12 protein-coding genes are annotated in these 17,533 nt (G+C 66.1%); 3 read left to right on the plus strand and 9 right to left on the minus strand.

Annotated elements, in window-relative coordinates; all coding sequences use genetic code 11:
• Positions 1–514: 514 nt before the first annotated feature.
• A complete protein-coding gene (locus AUL31_RS20555) occupies positions 515–958 on the plus strand; it encodes a MarR family winged helix-turn-helix transcriptional regulator (RefSeq protein WP_060609471.1) in 444 nt (147 codons plus the stop codon).
• 27 nt (positions 959–985) lie between these two features.
• Here the strand turns inward: AUL31_RS20555 and AUL31_RS17495 are convergent, their stop codons facing one another.
• Both AUL31_RS17495 and AUL31_RS17500 read right to left on the minus strand, forming a co-directional pair.
• The gene (locus AUL31_RS17495; protein ID WP_060609477.1) at positions 986–4,465 is read right to left on the minus strand and encodes an indolepyruvate ferredoxin oxidoreductase family protein; all 3,480 of its coding nucleotides are present in this window, start codon (positions 4,463–4,465) and stop codon (positions 986–988) included.
• Positions 4,466–4,625: 160 nt separating this feature from the next.
• Entirely contained in the window at positions 4,626–5,081 is a 456-nt protein-coding gene (locus tag AUL31_RS17500) for an Lrp/AsnC family transcriptional regulator (RefSeq protein ID WP_039194614.1), read from the minus strand.
• A 247-nt stretch (positions 5,082–5,328) separates the two neighbouring features.
• On the opposite strand from AUL31_RS17500, the gene AUL31_RS17505 reads away from it, so the two are divergent.
• Positions 5,329–5,592: a hypothetical protein gene (locus AUL31_RS17505; RefSeq protein ID WP_060609483.1), complete on the plus strand. Its 264-nt coding sequence runs from the start codon at positions 5,329–5,331 to the stop codon at positions 5,590–5,592.
• Between the two features lie 5 nt (positions 5,593–5,597).
• Here AUL31_RS17505 and AUL31_RS17510 read toward each other — a convergent pair whose 3' ends face one another.
• Both AUL31_RS17510 and AUL31_RS17515 read right to left on the minus strand, forming a co-directional pair.
• Complete coding sequence (locus AUL31_RS17510) at positions 5,598–6,992, minus strand: dipeptidase (protein WP_060609486.1); 1,395 nt, start codon at positions 6,990–6,992, stop codon at positions 5,598–5,600.
• An 81-nt stretch (positions 6,993–7,073) separates the two neighbouring features.
• Entirely contained in the window at positions 7,074–7,622 is a 549-nt protein-coding gene (locus AUL31_RS17515) for a YqaA family protein (RefSeq protein WP_244489451.1), read from the minus strand.
• 280 nt (positions 7,623–7,902) lie between these two features.
• On the opposite strand from AUL31_RS17515, the gene AUL31_RS17520 reads away from it, so the two are divergent.
• Entirely contained in the window at positions 7,903–9,894 is a 1,992-nt protein-coding gene (locus AUL31_RS17520) for a PhoX family protein (protein ID WP_060609489.1), read from the plus strand.
• Positions 9,895–9,916: 22 nt separating this feature from the next.
• On the opposite strand, the gene AUL31_RS17525 is transcribed toward AUL31_RS17520, so the two are convergent.
• The 5 genes from AUL31_RS17525 to AUL31_RS17545 all read right to left on the minus strand — a co-directional run.
• On the minus strand, positions 9,917–12,997 hold the full coding sequence (locus AUL31_RS17525) for an efflux RND transporter permease subunit (RefSeq protein WP_280137918.1): 3,081 nt from the start codon (positions 12,995–12,997) through the stop codon (positions 9,917–9,919).
• A complete protein-coding gene (locus AUL31_RS17530) occupies positions 12,994–14,070 on the minus strand; it encodes an efflux RND transporter periplasmic adaptor subunit (RefSeq protein ID WP_244489452.1) in 1,077 nt (358 codons plus the stop codon). The genes AUL31_RS17525 and AUL31_RS17530 overlap by 4 nt, the downstream gene beginning before the upstream one ends.
• Positions 14,067–15,146 carry an efflux RND transporter periplasmic adaptor subunit gene (locus AUL31_RS17535; protein WP_060609492.1) on the minus strand — a complete coding sequence of 360 codons (1,080 nt, stop codon included), beginning with the start codon at positions 15,144–15,146 and terminating at the stop codon, positions 14,067–14,069. The genes AUL31_RS17530 and AUL31_RS17535 overlap by 4 nt, the downstream gene beginning before the upstream one ends.
• A 71-nt stretch (positions 15,147–15,217) precedes the next feature.
• Positions 15,218–16,768 (minus strand): L-piperidine-6-carboxylate dehydrogenase, encoded by a 1,551-nt coding sequence (gene amaB / locus AUL31_RS17540; RefSeq protein WP_060609495.1) that lies wholly within the window; start codon positions 16,766–16,768, stop codon positions 15,218–15,220.
• Positions 16,769–16,788: 20 nt separating this feature from the next.
• Positions 16,789–17,533 (minus strand): NAD(P)/FAD-dependent oxidoreductase (locus AUL31_RS17545; protein ID WP_156417298.1); only part of this gene is annotated, 745 nt, incomplete at its 5' end.

Raw genomic sequence — 17,533 nt, forward strand, 5'->3', positions numbered from 1 at the left:
CGAAGGCATAGGCGCCTTCGTTTCCGTTGCAATTGCCTTGCCGACTGGAGACATCGGATGAACCGCTTATCGGCGTTACTTGCAATGTCCATCCTGACGGTCACCGGCGGCTGGGCTCAGGCGCAGGATGCCACACAGCGTACGGGATGCGTGGACCTGTCGGAACCCGGGTCTGAAACCGCGCCCGCGCGCGGTTCGGATACTGACACTGCCCCCGGCCGCGTCGGCCCGACCGGCGAAGATGAAGGCGGGCGCGTGCAGGCGGAGCGGACCGCGGCGCCGACCCCACCTCCGCCCATCGCAGGTGACCCGGATGCGAACCGGAGCACCCACGACAGTCATGCGCCCGCAATGCGGACACCGGCGAAGCGACCCGCCGAAGACAGGCAACAGCACGCCACTTCTGCACCTTGTTGAGCAGGTAACTACACCTAAAGGTTATCTTGGGTCCGGCCCGTATACGCAGGCATCCTCGGGGTGGCCGCTACAGGCCGAAAATGGAGGCCAGACGCCCTTGGTCGCAGACGATACGCGCTCCGACACAGCAATACAGGATGGTGTCAGCCGTCAGCTCCTGCGGGCTGCCGATCGCATGGTGCGCGTACTGACGCGGCGCTTCGATCGATTTGGCGTGAGTTCCGGCGAATGGCTCGTCCTCAGCGAGCTGTCGGGCACCGAACGCATGATGCCGAGCACGCTGGCCGAACGGTTGGCGATGAGCCGTGGCGGCGTTTCGCGCCTGATCGACCGGATGGTGGAGCGCGGGCTTGTCGAGCGCACCGGCGACCAGCTCGACCGCCGCGCACATTGGCTGTCGCTCAGCGAAGCGGGCAAGGCGCTGCTGCCCCAGGTCAGGTCGGCCGTCGCCGAAAGCGAGGAGAGCTTTCTGGCTCCCCTGCATCCGAGCGAGGAGAAGGCGCTTCGGCAGTTGCTGGCCAAGGTGTGCCGGCAGGATTAGGGCGCGGAAGGCGGCTTTCCGCCTCCATTACTCGGCCGGCTCCGTCAGGCGTTGCGTGTCCGTTTGGCGCACTTCCAGCAGCGTCTGCGTCAGGTTGGCGCGCCGCGCGGCGGCGGCCTCGGCACTGGCGGCCTTGACCGGGCCGAAGCCGCGGACGCTGTCCGGCAGGCTCAAGAGCTCGACCGCGATGCCCAGATTGCCGGCTTCCAGACGCTGAAACACCGTTTCGCAATCGGCTTCGTAAGCGGCGATCGCCGCCCGCTCCGCCCGGCGCTCCGCTCCATAGCCGAATGGGTCCAGGGCGCTGCCCCGCAGGCGCTTGCCCTTGGCCAGCAACCGCATAACCGGCAGGATCCAGGGTCCGAAGCTGCGCTTGCGCGGACGGCCATTGGCATCGGTGCCGGACAGGAAGGGCGGCGCCATGTGGAAGGTCATCCGCTTCACGCCGGTAAAATCGCGTTTCAGGCTGTCTGCGAAGCGCCCGTCGGTGAACAGCCGGGCAACCTCGTATTCGTCCTTGTAGGCAAGCACCTTCGCGTAATTATGCGCAACGGCGCGCACCAGCTTGCCATGCGCGCCCACCGACGCATCCACCGCTTGCGCACGTTCGACCAAGTTGCGGTAACGTCCGGCAAGCGCTGCATCCTGGTAGGCGGCCAGCATTGCGGCGCGATGCTCTATCAGCCGCTCGGTGGACATGTCGGCAAGGGTTTCGGCGGGCGACTGGCCATCGCCGGTCAATGCCGCGATGCGCTGCGGCGCCGCGGCCGCGAGACGGCCCCATCCGAACGCGTCGAGATTGGCCTTCACGGCAACGCCATTGATGCGGATCGCTTCCAGGATCGCGTCGCCGGACAGTGGCACCAGGCCCTTCTGCCAGGCATATCCGAGCATCATGATATTGGTGGCGATGGCATCGCCGGCCACGTTTTCCGCCATCTCGGTGAAATTCTCGAAATAGCTGTCCGGCAAGACCGATTTGCGGATGGTGCCGGAAACCAGCGTGCGCCGGAAGTCGAAGTCGGGGTCGCGGACGAACTGCGCGACGGGCGTCAGATGCGTGTTGACGACGGCGCGCGTTCGCTCTCCGGATAGAAGGTTCACGCTTTCCTTGGAGGCCGCGACCACATCGTCGGCAGCTATCAGAAGATCGGTGCTGCCGCTGACGATGCGCGGGCATGTCACGTCTTCCGCCCGGCGCCCCAGGCGCACATGGCTGAGCACGGCGCCGCCCTTTTGCGCCAGGCCGGCCATGTCCAGCAGCATCGGCGCCTTTCCGTCCAGATGCGCGGCCATGCCCAGGATCGCACCGATGGTCAGCACGCCGGTGCCGCCGACGCCGGTGATGGCGATGTTCCAGACGTCGTCCAGATTGGGCACGGAGGGCTCCGGAACGGATGACAGGTCCGGTCCGCCGAGGGCGGCGCGGCGGCGCGGCTCGGCCCCCTCCAGCGTCACGAATGACGGGCAGAAGCCCTTGAGGCAGGAGAAGTCCTTGTTGCATGCGCTTTGGTTGATACGCCGCTTGCGGCCGAGTTCGGTTTCCAGCGGCTCGACGGAGATGCAGTTCGACTGCACGGAGCAATCGCCGCAGCCTTCGCAGACGGCGGGGTTGATGGCGACGCGCCTGTTGGGTTCCGGCATCAGCCCGCGCTTGCGCCGGCGGCGCTTTTCTGCCGCGCAGGTCTGGTCGTAGACGATGGCCGACACGCCCGGTGCTTCGCGGATTTCCCGCATGATGGCTTCCACCGCGTCGCGCGGGCGGATCATCGCGCCATGCGGCAACTGCGCCGGCGCGTAACGATCCGGCGTCTCGGAAACGAGATAGATCGGCGACACGCCCTCCTGCTCGAGCTGGTGGGTTATCTGGACCGGGTCGAGATGGCCGTCCACCTTCTGGCCGCCGGTCATGGCGACGGCGTCGTTGAAGAGGATCTTGTAGGTTGCGTTGACCCCGGCCGCCACGGACTGCCGGATCGCCAGGATGCCGGAATGGAAGTAGGTTCCGTCGCCGAGGTTGACGAAAACATGCTTCTCGTCGGTGAAGGGCGCGATGCCCGCCCACGCCACGCCTTCGCCGCCCATCTGCGAGAATGTCTCGCTGGAACGGCCCATCCACGTCACCATGAAATGGCAGCCGATGCCCGCCATCCCGCGCGAACCTTCGGGAACCTTCGTCGAGGAGTTGTGCGGGCAGCCCGAGCAGTAGAAGGGAATGCGCGCGACAGGCGCCACGGCCTGTTTTCCGGCATCCCGCCGCCGGCGGAAATGAGCGACGCGCGCCTCGATATAGGCGCGGTGATCGGGGTCGACATGCCCCATCGCCAGGATATGCTCGCCGATGGTGATGGCCGCCGTGGCAACGCTCAGCTCTTCCGCCAGCGACAGGACCGGCCTGTCCTTGTGGTCGAACTTGCCGATGATGCGGGGGCGCACGTCGGGCCGCCAGTTGAACAATTGCTGCTTGATCTGGTTTTCGATGATCTCGCGCCGTTCCTCGACGACCAGGATTTCCTCCAGCCCCACCGAAAACTCGCGCACGCCCTCGGGCTCCAGCGGCCACGGCATGCCCACCTTGTACAGGCGCAGGCGCGCGCGATGGGCGGTCTCCTCGTCGATCCCCAATTCCTTGAGAGCCTGCCGGACGTCTTCGTAGGCCTTGCCCGAGGCGATGATGCCCAATCGCGCGTCGGTGGAATCCAGCGTGACGCGGTCCAGGCGATTGGCCCGTGCGAAGGCGATGGCGGCATAGGCCTTGTATGTCTGGAGCCGGTTGTCCTGTGCCCATCGATCATCGGGGACACGCAGGTTCAATCCATCGGCGGGCAACTGGAAATCGCCTGGCTCGACGAAGATGCGCCCCTCGCCCGACAGGTCCACCGAAGCGGTCGTCTCGACCGTGTCGGCGATCACTTTCATGCCGACCCAGCAGCCGGAATAGCGCGACATGGCAATTCCGGCGAGGCCGAATTCCACGAATTCGTGGATCGAGGACGGATAGAGCATCGGCATGACCGCCGCCATGAAGGCATGGTCGGACTGGTGCGGAACGGTGGAGGATTTGGCGCCGTGGTCGTCACCGGCAATGGCCAGAACACCGCCATGTCGCGACGAACCGGCGGCGTTGGCGTGCTTGAACACATCGCCCGAACGGTCGACGCCCGGCCCCTTGCCGTACCAGATGCCTACGACGCCATCCTTGCGGAAGCCGGGCGACACAGACGCCTGCTGCGATCCCCATACGGCCGTGGCCGCAAGATCTTCGTTCACGCCGGGCCTGAAGACGATCCCTTCGGCCTCCAGCTCGCGACGCGCCTTCATGAGGTGCTGGTCGTAGCCGCCGAGCGGCGAGCCGCGGTAGCCGGATATGAAGGCGCCCGTGTTCAGGCCCGCTTCGCGGTCGCGCCGCATCTGGACCATCGGCAGACGCACGAGCGCCTGCGTGCCGCTCATGAAGACGCGTCCCTCGTGCGCGGAATATTTGCGGTCGAGTTCGTCGCTGGCCATCCGGTACCTCCCACGATGCCTTTTGCGGCGGAGTTATTCTCCGCTCTTTGAAGGCATTCTAACCCTATGGAAGATGAGAACCTTTGCTGATTTTTGTAGGCGGATGGCCGTATGAAGGATGCGCGCCGCCCTTTCAGACAGATTTTGAGGATGCGCCCCCTCAAAGGGGCAAAGGCGATCCGCTCTTCGACTTGCGCAGCACGACGGTGGAATTGAGTTCCGCCACATGGGGCAGGCGAGACAGCTTCGTCTTGACCAGCGTCTCGAAACTTTCCGTATCGCGGGTCAGGATCGTCAGCACGAAGTCGTAGCGGCCGGTGACGAGGTAGCATTCCATGATTTCGGGCATGGCATTGGCGGCCTGCTCGAAAGCCTCCAGGCTGTCTTCGTCCTGGCGCCCCAGCTTGACCATGGTCAGTACCGTGACGAGAAGGCCTACGGCACGCTCGTTGATGCGATATCGGCGGTCGCCGATGACGCCCTCGGCCTGCATCCGGCGGATACGCCGCCAGCACGGCGTATGGCTGAGCCCGGCCGCACGCCCGATGCTTTCCACCGACCCTTCCGGATCGCGTTGAAGAGCCCTCAGTATCCTCAAGTCAGTCGCGTCAAGCATGCGCCGCTCCGGAGTGCGAAATGCCGTTTCTTTGCCTTAAGCGCGCGTCTGCGCAAGGGCCCTGCACGTGCGTCGACGAGCGGAAAAGCAAGCGGTCGAATCCTCGATAAGATAACCAACCGGTCTCCAAATCATAAATATTCAACCCTTATTATATGCGTCGGATTGTCGCATTCACAAAAATGTCAATATTTTAAATACTATTTTACAAGAACCCTATCATATATACTATATCTATAGGTCACTCATGTGGCGAAATCTTTCTGGCACACCCGAAGCGCTGTACCAGTTTCAAGAATGGATCGTCGCCATCTACGATGACGCGGCGTCCTATGCGGTCGAACGCCTTCGACTGCCGGTTGCCCAGGCCGTCAACCATGCGATCGTTCTGACGCTGGAGGAGCTGGAGCAGCGCAACGCCCCTGCCGAACTGGTCGCCGAGATCGAGTTGAGGCTGATACACGAGCGCCGCTCCCTGATGTTCAACCTGGCCCGGCAGCACCGAGGGTAAGCAGATTAACCGTCCCTCTCCGACAGGGCCGCCAGAACACGCGCCCAGGAGCGTTGCCCTTTATGGAATGACGACATCTCGTACTTCTCGTTGGGCGAATGGATCCGGTCGTCTCCCAGCCCGAAGCCGATGAGCAGGGATTGCATCCCCAGTCGTCGCTTGAACTCGCCGACAACAGGGATTGACCCGCCCATGCCGATCATCACGGCCGGGTTCGGCCACTCGTCGCTCAGCGCCTGCCTTGCCGCTTCCAGCATCGGCGAATCGAAAGGTAGCTGGATGGCGCCGGAGCCGCCATGTTCATGAAACTCGACCTTGCAGTCCGCGGGCAGCCGCTGCTCGACGAACGAGCGGAAGCTTGAACGGATGGCCGCCGGGTCCTGATCGAAGACCAGCCGGAAGGATACCTTCGCGCGGGCCATGGCCGGGATGACGGTCTTGAAACCCTTTCCGGTGTAGCCGCCTTCGATGCCGTTGACCTCTGCGGTCGGACGCGACCAGGTCTGCTCCAGCACGGAGCGCCCTTTTTCGCCCGCCGGCACGGAAAGCCCGACACCGCCGAGGAACTCCGACTCGGAGAAGTCCAGCCCGTTCCAGATGGCCCGGATGTCCTCCGGCAGTTCCGGCACCCCATCATAGAAGCCGGGCAGGGTCACGCGGCCTTCCGTGTCGTGCAGATCGGCCAGGATCTTCGCCAGCACATGGATGGGATTGGCCGCGGCGCCGCCGTAATAGCCGGAATGCAGGTCCATCGATGCGGCATGGATGGTCACTTCCTCGCCCACCAGGCCGCGCAGGCCGGTGGAGATGGCCGGCGTATCGCGGTTCCACATGTTGGTGTCGCAGACCAGCGCCACATCGGCCGACAGCTCCGCCTTGTGGGCGTCCATGAAGGGCAGCAGCGACGGCGATCCGGACTCCTCCTCCCCCTCCAGAAACAGCGTGACCCGGCAGGGCAGGCTTCCCGTTTGCGCGATATAGGCGCGGCAGGCCTCCACGAACGTCATCAGCTGGCCCTTGTCGTCGGCCGAGCCGCGCCCGACGATCCGGCTGCTGCCGTCGTCCATCCTTGTGACCTGCGGATCGAAAGGTTCGGTATCCCAGAGCGCAATGGGGTCCACCGGCTGCACGTCATAGTGCCCGTAAAACAGGACATGCGGCGCATTGGCACCGGCGCCGTCGTGATGAGCCACAACCATCGGATGCCCCGGCGTATCGTGAAGCGCCGCCCGGAAGCCCAGCCCGGAAAGATCCGCAACCAGCCATTCCGCTGTCTTCCGGCATTCGTCCGCATAGGCCGGATCGGTCGAGATTGAGGGAATGCGCAGGAGTTCCTTCAGCCGCTCGACGGATGCGTCGAGGTTCGTATCGATGGTGGCGAGAACCTGTTCGAGTGACATGGCTGATCCTTCTTCCGGCGCTGTCGCTGGGTGCAGGATCTAAAGCATGGAGGCCGCGTTTGGAAATCCGTTTCGCGCTTGTCAGATGACGAAAGCTGCCATGGCGAAGCCGCCCACCACCAGCGCCAGCGCCGCCAGCGCAACCTTGCGCGGATGCCGCCGGCTGATGTCCGTTGCGGCCGGCCCGAAGGCATAGAAGAGCGCGCAGGGCACGAAATAGCGCAGGCCCCGGCCCAGAAGGCCGACCAGCACGAAGGTCCAGAGGTCGAGGCCGGTGACGCCGCTGGTGATGGTGATGACCTTATAGGGAATCGGGCTCAGGGCTCCGATCAGCACCATGATCCAGCCCGCCTCGTTGAAGCGCACCGCCAGCGCCTCGAAATCCGTGCCGAGGCCATAGAAATTGAGGATCGGCTGGCCGACCAGCTCGAACAGGAACATGCCGATGGCATAGCCAAGAAGCCCCCCCGCAACGGAAGACAGCGTGCAGATCGCCGCCAGGCGCCAGGCCCGTCGCCGGTCGGCCATGATCATCGGGGCCAGCATCACCTCGGGAAAGGCGGGGATGACGGAGGCTTCCGCAAAGCACAGGCCGGCCAGCGCCTTCTCGGCGTGGCGATGCGCGGTCAATGCAGTCAGTTTCTGAACGAATCCGGCGGAGCCCAATCGGTCCTCGTGCGGCGGTGCGGGGTCTGGCTTGCCTGTATAGGCGAGGAGATCGGGGCATGCCTATGACCTCCTGCCGCCGCATACCCATATCGGGCCCGGAACCGGGCTTTCTCACGAAGATATGAAACGGAGGGATACGAGGCGGCCGGCGGACGAGTACCCGGTGCCGGCATGTCATTTGCCTGTCATTGCGCTCCCCTATCCCCACCCTGGAAATGTTCCAGACTGCAAGGGGTGACAGATGGACAAGACGGTCGACGGCACGAAACCATTCCGGTCCAGCCGGCTGGAGGAGGCGGATGGCGAAGGGCTGAACCCGACGCATAACCGCACCATGGGTGAAATCATCGCTGCGCGCTTCTCGCGGCGTTCCTTTCTGCAGGGCTCGCTGGCTGCGACGGCCATTGCCGCCACGGTCAGCCCCCTGGCGCTTGCAGCGGCGGTCGATGCCAAGGCGTCCACGTCCGCCTCGCGCTTCGACTTCGCCGAGGTCGTGGCCGGCGTGGACGCAGACCACCATGTTGCCGAAGGCTACGATGCCGACGTGCTGCTGCGGTGGGGCGACAGGCTGTTCGCCGACGCCCCGGAGTTCGATCCGACGGCCCAGTCCCCCGAGGCGCAGGCCCGGCAGTTCGGCTATAATAACGACTATGTCGGCTTCATTCCGCTGGACGGCGCAGACGACCGCGGCCTCCTGGTCGTCAACCACGAATACACGAACGAACATCTGATGTTCCCCGGCATCGTCACCATCGTCGACGGCGAGATCACTGTGGCCGAGGCCGACCGTACACGCGTCGACATCGAGATGGCCGCACATGGCGGCACCATCGTCGAAATCCGCAAGGAAGGCGGCAAGTGGCGCCCTGTGCTGGATGGCGCGCTGAACCGGCGCATCACGGCGGGCACCGAGATGGCCCTGTCGGGCCCGGCCGCCGGGCATGACCGCCTGAAGACGAAGGCCGACCCGACCGGACGGCGCGTCCATGGCACCATCAACAACTGCGCCGGCGGGGTGACCCCATGGGGCACCTACATCATGGCCGAAGAGAACATCCACGGCTATTTCATGGGCGCGCTGCCGGACGGCCACCCCGAAGCCGCAAATTATGAGCGCATGGGCATTCCGGAGGGCACCTACGCCTGGGGCCGGTTCCACGACCGCTTCGACCTTTCCAAAGAGCCCAACGAGGCCAACCGCTTCGGCTGGGTGGTCGAGGTCGACGTGATGGACCCGAACTCGGTTCCGAAGAAGCGGACCGCGCTGGGCCGCTTCAAGCACGAGGGCGCTGAATCCATCGTGGCGAAGAACGGCAAGGTGGTCTTCTATCTCGGCGACGATGAGCGCTTCGACTACGTCTACAAGTTCGTGACGGCCGGCACCTACGATCCGGACGACCGCGCCGCCAACATGGATCTCCTTGACGAGGGCACGCTCTACGTCGCCCGCTTCGAGGAGGACGGTACGCTGGAATGGCTGCCGCTGATCCATGGCGAGGGGCCGTTGACCGAAGAGAACGGCTTTGCCTCGCAGGCCGACCTGCTGATCGAGACACGCCGGGCCGCCGACCTTCTGGAAGCGACGCCGATGGACCGTCCCGAGGACGTGGAGCCTAACGGCACCAATGGCCGGGTCTACGTGATGCTGACCAACAATACGCGCCGCAAGGACGACCAGGTCGACGCCGCCAACCCGCGCGCCGCCAACGCCTTCGGCCACATCATCGAAATCGCCGAGGCCGATGGCGATTTCAGCGCCACGCGCGGAACGTGGGAAGTCCTCCTGAAGTGCGGCGACCCCTCGGTCGCCGAGGTGGGGGCGACCTTTTCCACCGCCACAAGCGAGAACGGCTGGTTCGGCATGCCCGACAATTGCGCCGTCGATGCGGACGGGCGCCTGTGGGTCTCCACGGACGGCAATTCGCCGAAGGCGACCGGGCGCACGGACGGCCTTTGGGCGGTCGACACCGATGGGGAAGCGCGCGGAACATCCCGCCTCTTCTACCGCGTACCCGTGGGCGCCGAGATGTGCGGGCCGCTGATGACCGACGACATGGAAACCATGTTCGTGGCCGTGCAGCATCCCGGCGACGGCGGCGAGGACTGGGAAGGATTCGGCAGGCCCTCCTATTACGAGGACCTGTCCACCCGCTGGCCCGATTTCGACGAAGCGATGCCGGTGCGCCCGGCCGTCGTTGCCATCACCCGCACCGGCGGCGGCCGCATCGGCTGACGAAGCGCCAAGGCGGGGCGGCTCAGGCCGCCCCGGTTTCTTCGGTCGGCCTGGCTTTGGCATCTTCGTGGATGCGGAACCAGGCGACGTAGAGGGCGGGCAGGAACAGCAGCGTCAGCACCGTGCCGACGACGATGCCGCCCATCATGGCATAGGCCATGGGCCCCCAGAACACTTCCCGCGATATCGGAATCAGCGCCAGGCTGGCGGCAGCCGCCGTCAGCAGGATGGGCCGCATGCGATGTTCGGTCGCCTCCACCACGGCGTCCCAGGGCGAATCGCCCTCCTGGCGCGCATGCTCGATCTGCACGATCAGGATCACCGAATTGCGGATCAGAATGCCCGCAAGGGCGAGGATGCCCAGGATGGCCACGAAGCCCATCGGCGAGTTGCTGGCCAGAAGGCCGACGACGACGCCGATGGAGGCCAGCGGCGCAACGGAGAAGACCAGAAACAGCCGCTGGAAGCTTTGAAGCTGAATCATCAGGATTGTCGCCATGAGGAACAGCATCAGCGGCACGACGGCGATGATCGGGGCCTGGCTCTTGCCGCTTTCCTCGACCGCGCCGCCGATGGCGACGTTGTAGCCGGCCGGCAGCCGCTCCGAGAATTCGGCGACGGCGGGCGTCAGCTGCCGCACGACGGTATCGGGCTGGACGCTGCCCTGGACAGCCGCCTGCACGGTTATGGTCGGCAGCCGCGAGCGACGCCAGATGACGGGCTGCTCCATCTCGTAGGAGAAGCTGGCAATTGCCGCCAGCGGCACCGACTGGCCGCTGCTGCCGGGCAATTGCAGGTTCTGCAGCGTATCGATGGAACCGCGCTCCGCATCCGTTGCCCGCGCCACCACGTTGACGAGGTAGATGTCATCGCGAACCTGCGTGATGTTGGTTCCGTCGACCACGCCGTTGAGGGCGCCGGCGATGTCGGCGGACGAAACGCCAAGGCGCCGCGCCATGTCCTGCGAGACGTTGACGCGCACGACGCGGGCCGGCTCGTGCCAGTCGTAGACGACCTCGTCCAGATTGGGGTTGGTCGCCATCACCCCGGCCAGCTCTTCCGACAGCCGGCGCACGGTCTGGATATCCGGTCCGCTGATACGGTACTGCACCGGCCGGCCGACCGGCGGGCCGATATCGAGCAGTTTCACGAAGGCGTCGGTGCCGGGGAAGGTCTTCCGAAGATACTCCTGCAACTGGGCTCGTGTCCGGTCGCGCACGTCGAGACCCTTGGTCACCACCACGACCTGGCCGAAGGACGGGTCGGGCGTCTCGACGTCGAAAGACAGGATGAAGCGCGGCGCCCCCTGCCCGACATAGACCGACCAGTGGTCGACATCCGGGTTGTTCGCCAGCATGTCCTGCTCGAACTTCTGCATCTGGCGGTTCGTCTCGGCAATCGAGGCGTTCTGCGGCAGGGTGAAGTCGACGATCAGCTCGGGCCTGTCCGACGACGGGAAAAATTGCTGCTGCACGTGGCCGAGGCCATAGATGGATATGCCGAAGGCGATGACGGTCAGGCCGATGGTGATCCAGCGGGCCCGCATGGCGACCAGCAGAATGCGCTGGAACCCCCGCGCGAACCAGCCCTTCTGCTTCTTGTGGTCCGGCAGAGCGCGCGGCAGCAGCGTGACGCCCAGCAGCGGCGCAAACAGCACCGCCACGATCCACGAGATCAGCAGCGCGACGGCGATGACGACGAAGAGCGTAAAGGTGAATTCGCCGGCATTGGAGCTGTTGAGTCCGATGGGCACGAAGCCGGCCACCGTAACGAGCGTGCCGGTGAGCATGGGAAACGCCGTCGAGGTATAGACGTAGGTTGCCGCCTTCTCGAGCGGGTCGCCCACCTCGAGCCGGGCGACCATCATCTCCACCGCGATCATGGCGTCGTCCACCAGCAGGCCGAGCGCGATGATGAGGGCGCCCAGCGACACGCGCTGCATGGATATGCCGAGATAGGCCATGATGAGGAAGGTGATGGCCAGCACCAGCGGGATCGACACCGCCACGACGAGCCCGGCCCGCAGGCCGAGGCTGATGAAGCTGATGGCAAGGACGATGGCGACCGCCTCGAAGAGCGCGCGGGTGAACTGGGACACCGCCTCGTCCACCACGACGGGTTGGTCGGCGACGCGGATCACGTCCACGCCGACGGGCAGCTCGGCGGTGACGCGCTCCATCTCGGCCTCCAGCGCCTCGCCGAAGTCCAGAAGGTTGGAGCCCGCACGCATGCCGATGGCAAGGCCGATGGCCGGTTGGCCATTGGCGCGGAACAGCGCCGAGGGCGGGTCGACATAGCCGCGCGTGATGGTCGCGACGTCGGACAATGGGAAGAAGCGATCGTTGATGCGCAGGTTGACGGCGCTCAGGCTGTCTTCGGAGGCGAACTGGCCGCTGACGCGCACCGACACGCGCTCCGGCCCGGCCTGGATGACGCCGGACGGGCTGATGGCGTTCTGAGCCCGCAGCGTATTGATGATCTGCTGCTGGTCGAGCCCCAGCGCGGCGATCTGCCGTGTCGAGAATTCCAGGTAGATGGCTTCGTCCTGTGCGCCCAGCACCTCCACCCGGCCGACATTGCGCACCGTCAGCACCTTGGCGCGGATATCCTCCACGATGTCGCGCAACTGGCGTTGGGTCAGCCCATCGCTGACGAAGGCGTAGATGTTGCCATAGACGTCGCCGAAACGATCGTTGAAGAACGGCCCCTGCACCCCTTCCGGAAAGTTCGGCCTTATGTCGCCGATCATGCTGCGGACTTCCTGCCAGATCGCCGGCACGTCGCGGGCCTTGGTGGTGTCGCGCAGATTGACGAAGACGGTCGTCACGCCCGGCCGCGTGACGGAGCGGGTGAAATCGAGCGATTCCAGCTCCTCGAGCTTCTTCTCGATGCGGTCGGTGACCTGAAGCGTCGTCTCCTCGGCCGATGCGCCGGGCCATTGCGCCTGGATCAGCATGGTCTTGATGGTGAAGTTGGGATCTTCCTCGCGCCCGAGGCCGATATAGGAGAACGCCCCCGCCAGAAGGAAGACGATCATGAAGTACCAGATCATCGAACGGTGGCGGAGCGCCCAGTCGGAGAGGTTGAACTGCTCGGCTTTCAAATCGCGTCTCCGCCAATGCGCACGGCCTGTCCGTCCTCCAGCCGGTTGACGCCGGCGGTGGCAACCGTCTCGCCATCCGACAGGCCGGATGTCACCTTGAAGCCCGGTCCGACCGGCTCCAACTCCACGGCCCGGAGCACCGCCCGCGTGCCGTCCTCGATGACGAAAACGAAGTCGCCATCCGCCGTCCGCTTGACGGCGGATGCCGGCAAGGCGATCCCCGGTGGGCCCTCATCGGCCGGGAACACCCGGACCGTCGAGCCGAGGCGGAAATCCTGCGGTGGATCGTCCAGCGTGATGCGGACGCGGCGGCTGCGTGTCGCCGGATCGGCGCTGGGGGCGATCTCCCGGACGCGGCCCGACGTCGTCATGCCGTGATCGAGCTCCAGCCGCACGTTGAACGGCATGCCCACGGCCAGCGACGAGGCCGCCTGATCGGGCACATCGATGACCGCTTCCCGCACGTCGGGGCGCGCCAGCGTCAAGACCGTCTGGCCGGGGCTGACCACCTGGCCGACATCGGCACTGGTGGACAGGACGACGCCGTCATAATCCGCCTTGAGTTCGGCGTAGCCGCGTTGTTCCTGCGCCTTGGTCAGCCGCGCCTGCGCACTTGCCACCTGCGCGGCGCCCGTGCGGCGTTGCCTGTCGGCGGATTCGAAGCTGGCCTGCGTCGATGCACGCGCCGCCAGCAGTTCGCTTTGCCGGAAAGCCACGCCGGAGGCTTCGGCAAGCTGGGCCTTGGCACTGATCAGGTCGGCTTCCGCCGACTGCACCGCAAGGTCCAGGGTGGTCGGGTCCACCGTCGCCAGCACGGCGCCCTGTTGCACCGTATCGCCCGTCTCGACCGGGCGAGAGGTGATGCGGCCGAGGACGCGAAAGCCGAGATCGGTGCGCACACGCGGTTCTATCGTTCCGGTCAGCAGCAGGCTCGGCGTTTCGACGGCCGCAACCTGCATGGCGCGGACGGGGCGGACAGGCTCGGCGGCAGCCGGCTCCTCTGTCCGGTTGCAGCCGGCCAGCGCCGCAAGCGCCAGCGCGAGGGCCGGCAGATAAAGCAAGGCGTGCCTCACGATCCGGCCTCCTCGATGACGGACACCTTTTCGTCGGGCCGAAGGAACTTGGTTCCGTCCACCACCACGGCCTCTCCCGGCTCCACCCCCCCGGCCAGTATGATGCGGCCCGTTTCATAGGCCTGTATGCGCACCGGGCGCAGCTCCGTGGTGCCCTTGTCGATGTCGACGATCCAGACCGCCGGCTGTCCGGCGGCGGACGCCAGCGCGCTCCATGGCACGATGACCCCGCGCGTGCCGGGCAACAAAGCCTGGCCGACGACGGCGGAGCCGAGGTTCATCCGGTCCGGCACATCGTCGATGCCGACCTTCACGCGAACCGTTCCCGTGGTCGTGTCCACGGCCGGGGAGATTTCCCGGATGCTTCCGGTCGTCGAGACGGAGGGGTCCGTCGCCAGCGATAGCGCGATATGATCGGTCGGGGGCCGCTCGAACAGGATGCGCTCATAAACGTGGAAGACAGCGTCCCTCGGCCCGTCCTCGGCTACGGAGAACGCCGTTTCCGCCGCCTGCACCACCTGCCCCACCTCTATGTCGCGCGCCGTGACGACGCCGGGCGCAGTTGCCCGCAATTGCGTGTAGGACAGCGCATCGGCGCTGGTTGCCTGCTGCGCCTGCGCGGCATCCAGCGACGCCTGCGCGGTACGAACGGCCTCCTGCGCCTGCTCGAACACACTGCGTGTCGTCAGGCCCTGCCGGTACAGTGCATCCTGCCGCGTAAACTCGGAATTTGCCTGGTCAAGCTGTGCCTGCGCCGCTTCCACGCCGGCCTGCGATGCCGCCAGGTCCGCCTGCTGTTCACGCGGGTCCAGCCGGGCCAGCACGTCGCCTTCGGCAACGCGGTCACCCACATCGACACTGCGTTCGGAAACGCGACCGCCGACCCGGAAGGCGAGCGCCGTCTGATTGCGGGCCTGCACCTCGCCGGTGACGGCGGCCGTGGGCGCGTAATCGGACAGTTGCGCCCGCTGCACGACCACCGGAACGATGGGCGTCTCGGGCTGGGCCTCGGGTGGCCGGCACGCCGCGACAAGGACGAGTAATGGCGCGAAGACAAGAAGTGGACCACGGGCCATGCGATGTCCTGAAGCGGTTTACCAGCCTCAGTTATTGATGGTTACGCAAGCCCGGTCAACGTGCCCTTTTGTCAGCCCACATCGAACTTCACGCCCTGCGCCAGCGGCAGAGTGCGCCCGTAATTGATGGTGTTCGTGGCCCGTCGCATATAGGCTTTCCAGGCGTCCGAGCCCGATTCACGGCCACCACCGGTTTCCTTCTCGCCGCCGAAGGCACCGCCGATCTCGGCACCGGACGGGCCGATATTGACGTTGGCAATGCCGCAGTCCGACCCGCTCGCCGACAGGAACAGCTCGGCCTCGCGCAGATCGTTGGTGAACACCGACGAGGACAGGCCCTGCGGCACGCCGTTCTGCAGGGCGATCGCCTCGTCGAAGGCGTCGTAGCGCACCACGTAGAGGATGGGGGCGAAGGTTTCCTCCAGCATCGGGCCGGTCTGGCCCGGCATCTCCACCAGGGCAGGACGCACATAGTAGCCACCCGCGCCGACGGTGACACGCTCGCCGCCGGACACCGTGCCGCCGGCCGCGCGGGCGGCCTCGAGCGCCTTCTGCATCGCCTCGAAGGCCGCTGCGTCGATCAGCGGCCCGACAAGCGTGCCCTCGCTCATCGGATTGCCCACGGCGACGGATGCGTAGGCTGCCTTCAGCCGCGGCACGAGCGTATCGTAGACGCTGTCATGCACGAACAGGCGCCGCAGGGTGGTGCAGCGCTGGCCGGCGGTGCCCATCGCCGCAAAGGCGACACCGCGCAACGTCAGGTCCAGATCGGCCGACGGGCAGACGATGGCCGCGTTGTTGCCGCCGAGTTCCAGCAGCGACCGCCCGAAGCGCGACGCGACGCGCGGCCCGACGGCGCGCCCCATGGCCGTCGAACCGGTCGCGGACACCAGCGGCACCTTCGCGCTGTCCACCATGGCCTCGCCGATGTCCCGCCCGCCAAGCAGCACCGCCGACAGCCCGTCCGGCGCCTTGCCGCCATTGTCGCGGAAACGCGCCAGCGCCCGGTCGAAGAGGGCCTGCGTCGCCAGGGCGGTCAGCGGGGTCTTTTCCGAGGGCTTCCACACGGTGGCGTTGCCGCAGACCAGCGCCAGCGCCGCGTTCCACGACCAGACCGCCACAGGAAAGTTGAAGGCCGAGATGATGCCGACGACGCCCAACGGATGCCATGTCTCCATCATGCGGTGCTCGCCGCGTTCGGTGGCGATGGTGAGGCCATAGAGCTGCCGCGACAGGCCGACGGCGAAATCGCAGATGTCGATCATCTCCTGCACTTCGCCCAGGCCCTCGGAGGTCACCTTGCCGACCTCGATGGATACCAGCCGGCCGAGCAACGCCTTGTGCGCACGCAGCTCTTCGCCCAGCAGGCGCACCAGCTCGCCGCGCTGCGGCGCCGGCACCAGGCGCCACTCTGCGAAGGCGGCGTCCGCCGCATCGATTGCCCGCGCCACGCCCGCAATGTCCGTTTCGGCAAGGGCCGCAAGCCGTTCGCCGGTCACGGGCGAATGCACGTCGAGCGTGCCGCCCGCCAGTGCCGAGGCCGGCGTGCCGAGCGTATCGAACAGGGCCGCCACTTCGGCGGCGAGGCTCTCGGCAGACCGGATGGGTGTCGAAAGGGTCATGATGGGTCTCCTGGTGCGGATCAGATCCGGGATGTGAGATGGGCGACCTGCGCCCCGTATTCGTAGAAGCCTTCGCGGACCGCGCGGAAACGCTGCGGGCGCGCGTCGCTGAGCGGCAATGGCAGGTCTTCCTCGCGCAGGTGCCCCGTCAGATGCTGGGCCAGGACCTGGCCGAACACCGTTCCCGGCGCGATTCCGCGGCCATTGTAGCCGCTGAACGAGAAGACCCCCTCGTCGAGCCTGTGGAAGCGCGGCAGCGCATCCTCGGTCATGCCGATCATGCCGAACCATTCGGATTCGAACTCGACCGGGCCGAGCTGCGGGAAAAGCCGCTTCAGCGTTGCCGCGGCCCAGCGCCGATGGATGGCCCGGCCGGTGCCGCGCAACGCGCCCACACTGCCGACGATCAGGCGGTTCCGGGCGTCGAAGCGGAAGGATGTCAGGATTTCCTTCGTGTCCCAGCATCCCGGCCTACCCGGCAGGATGGATCTGGCAAGGTTTCCGGACAGGGGGCGGGTGGCGATGTTGAAATAGGGCAGATGGACGAGCTCGGTGCGCAATTGCGGCCAGCAGGCCTGCGTATAGGCGTTGGTTGCCGCGATCACCCGTGCTGCGGTGACGGCGCCCTGCGGCGTTTGAAGCCGCCAGGCACTGCCGGTGCGGTGCGCGGAACGTACCGGGCTGCGGCAGAACAGGCGGGCGCCGGCCGCGACTGCGGCGTGGGCCAGCCCGCGCGCATAGGCAAGCGGCTGTATGGTACCGGCC

Origin of the sequence: Aureimonas altamirensis, from assembly GCF_001463885.1 — a bacterium.
Taxonomy (GTDB): domain Bacteria; phylum Pseudomonadota; class Alphaproteobacteria; order Rhizobiales; family Rhizobiaceae; genus Aureimonas; species Aureimonas altamirensis.

What these genes read in the sequence shown, in the direction of transcription:
- AUL31_RS17520 (WP_060609489.1), top strand. Translation starts at nt 7,903, where the DNA reads ATGGACAAGACGGTCGACGGCACGAAACCATTCCGGTCCAGCCGGCTG.
- amaB (WP_060609495.1), bottom strand. Translation starts at nt 16,768, where the DNA reads ATGACCCTTTCGACACCCATCCGGTCTGCCGAGAGCCTCGCCGCCGAA.
- AUL31_RS17505 (WP_060609483.1), top strand. Translation starts at nt 5,329, where the DNA reads ATGTGGCGAAATCTTTCTGGCACACCCGAAGCGCTGTACCAGTTTCAA.
- AUL31_RS17535 (WP_060609492.1), bottom strand. Translation starts at nt 15,146, where the DNA reads ATGGCCCGTGGTCCACTTCTTGTCTTCGCGCCATTACTCGTCCTTGTC.
- AUL31_RS17500 (WP_039194614.1), bottom strand. Translation starts at nt 5,081, where the DNA reads ATGCTTGACGCGACTGACTTGAGGATACTGAGGGCTCTTCAACGCGAT.
- AUL31_RS17495 (WP_060609477.1), bottom strand. Translation starts at nt 4,465, where the DNA reads ATGGCCAGCGACGAACTCGACCGCAAATATTCCGCGCACGAGGGACGC.
- AUL31_RS17510 (WP_060609486.1), bottom strand. Translation starts at nt 6,992, where the DNA reads ATGTCACTCGAACAGGTTCTCGCCACCATCGATACGAACCTCGACGCA.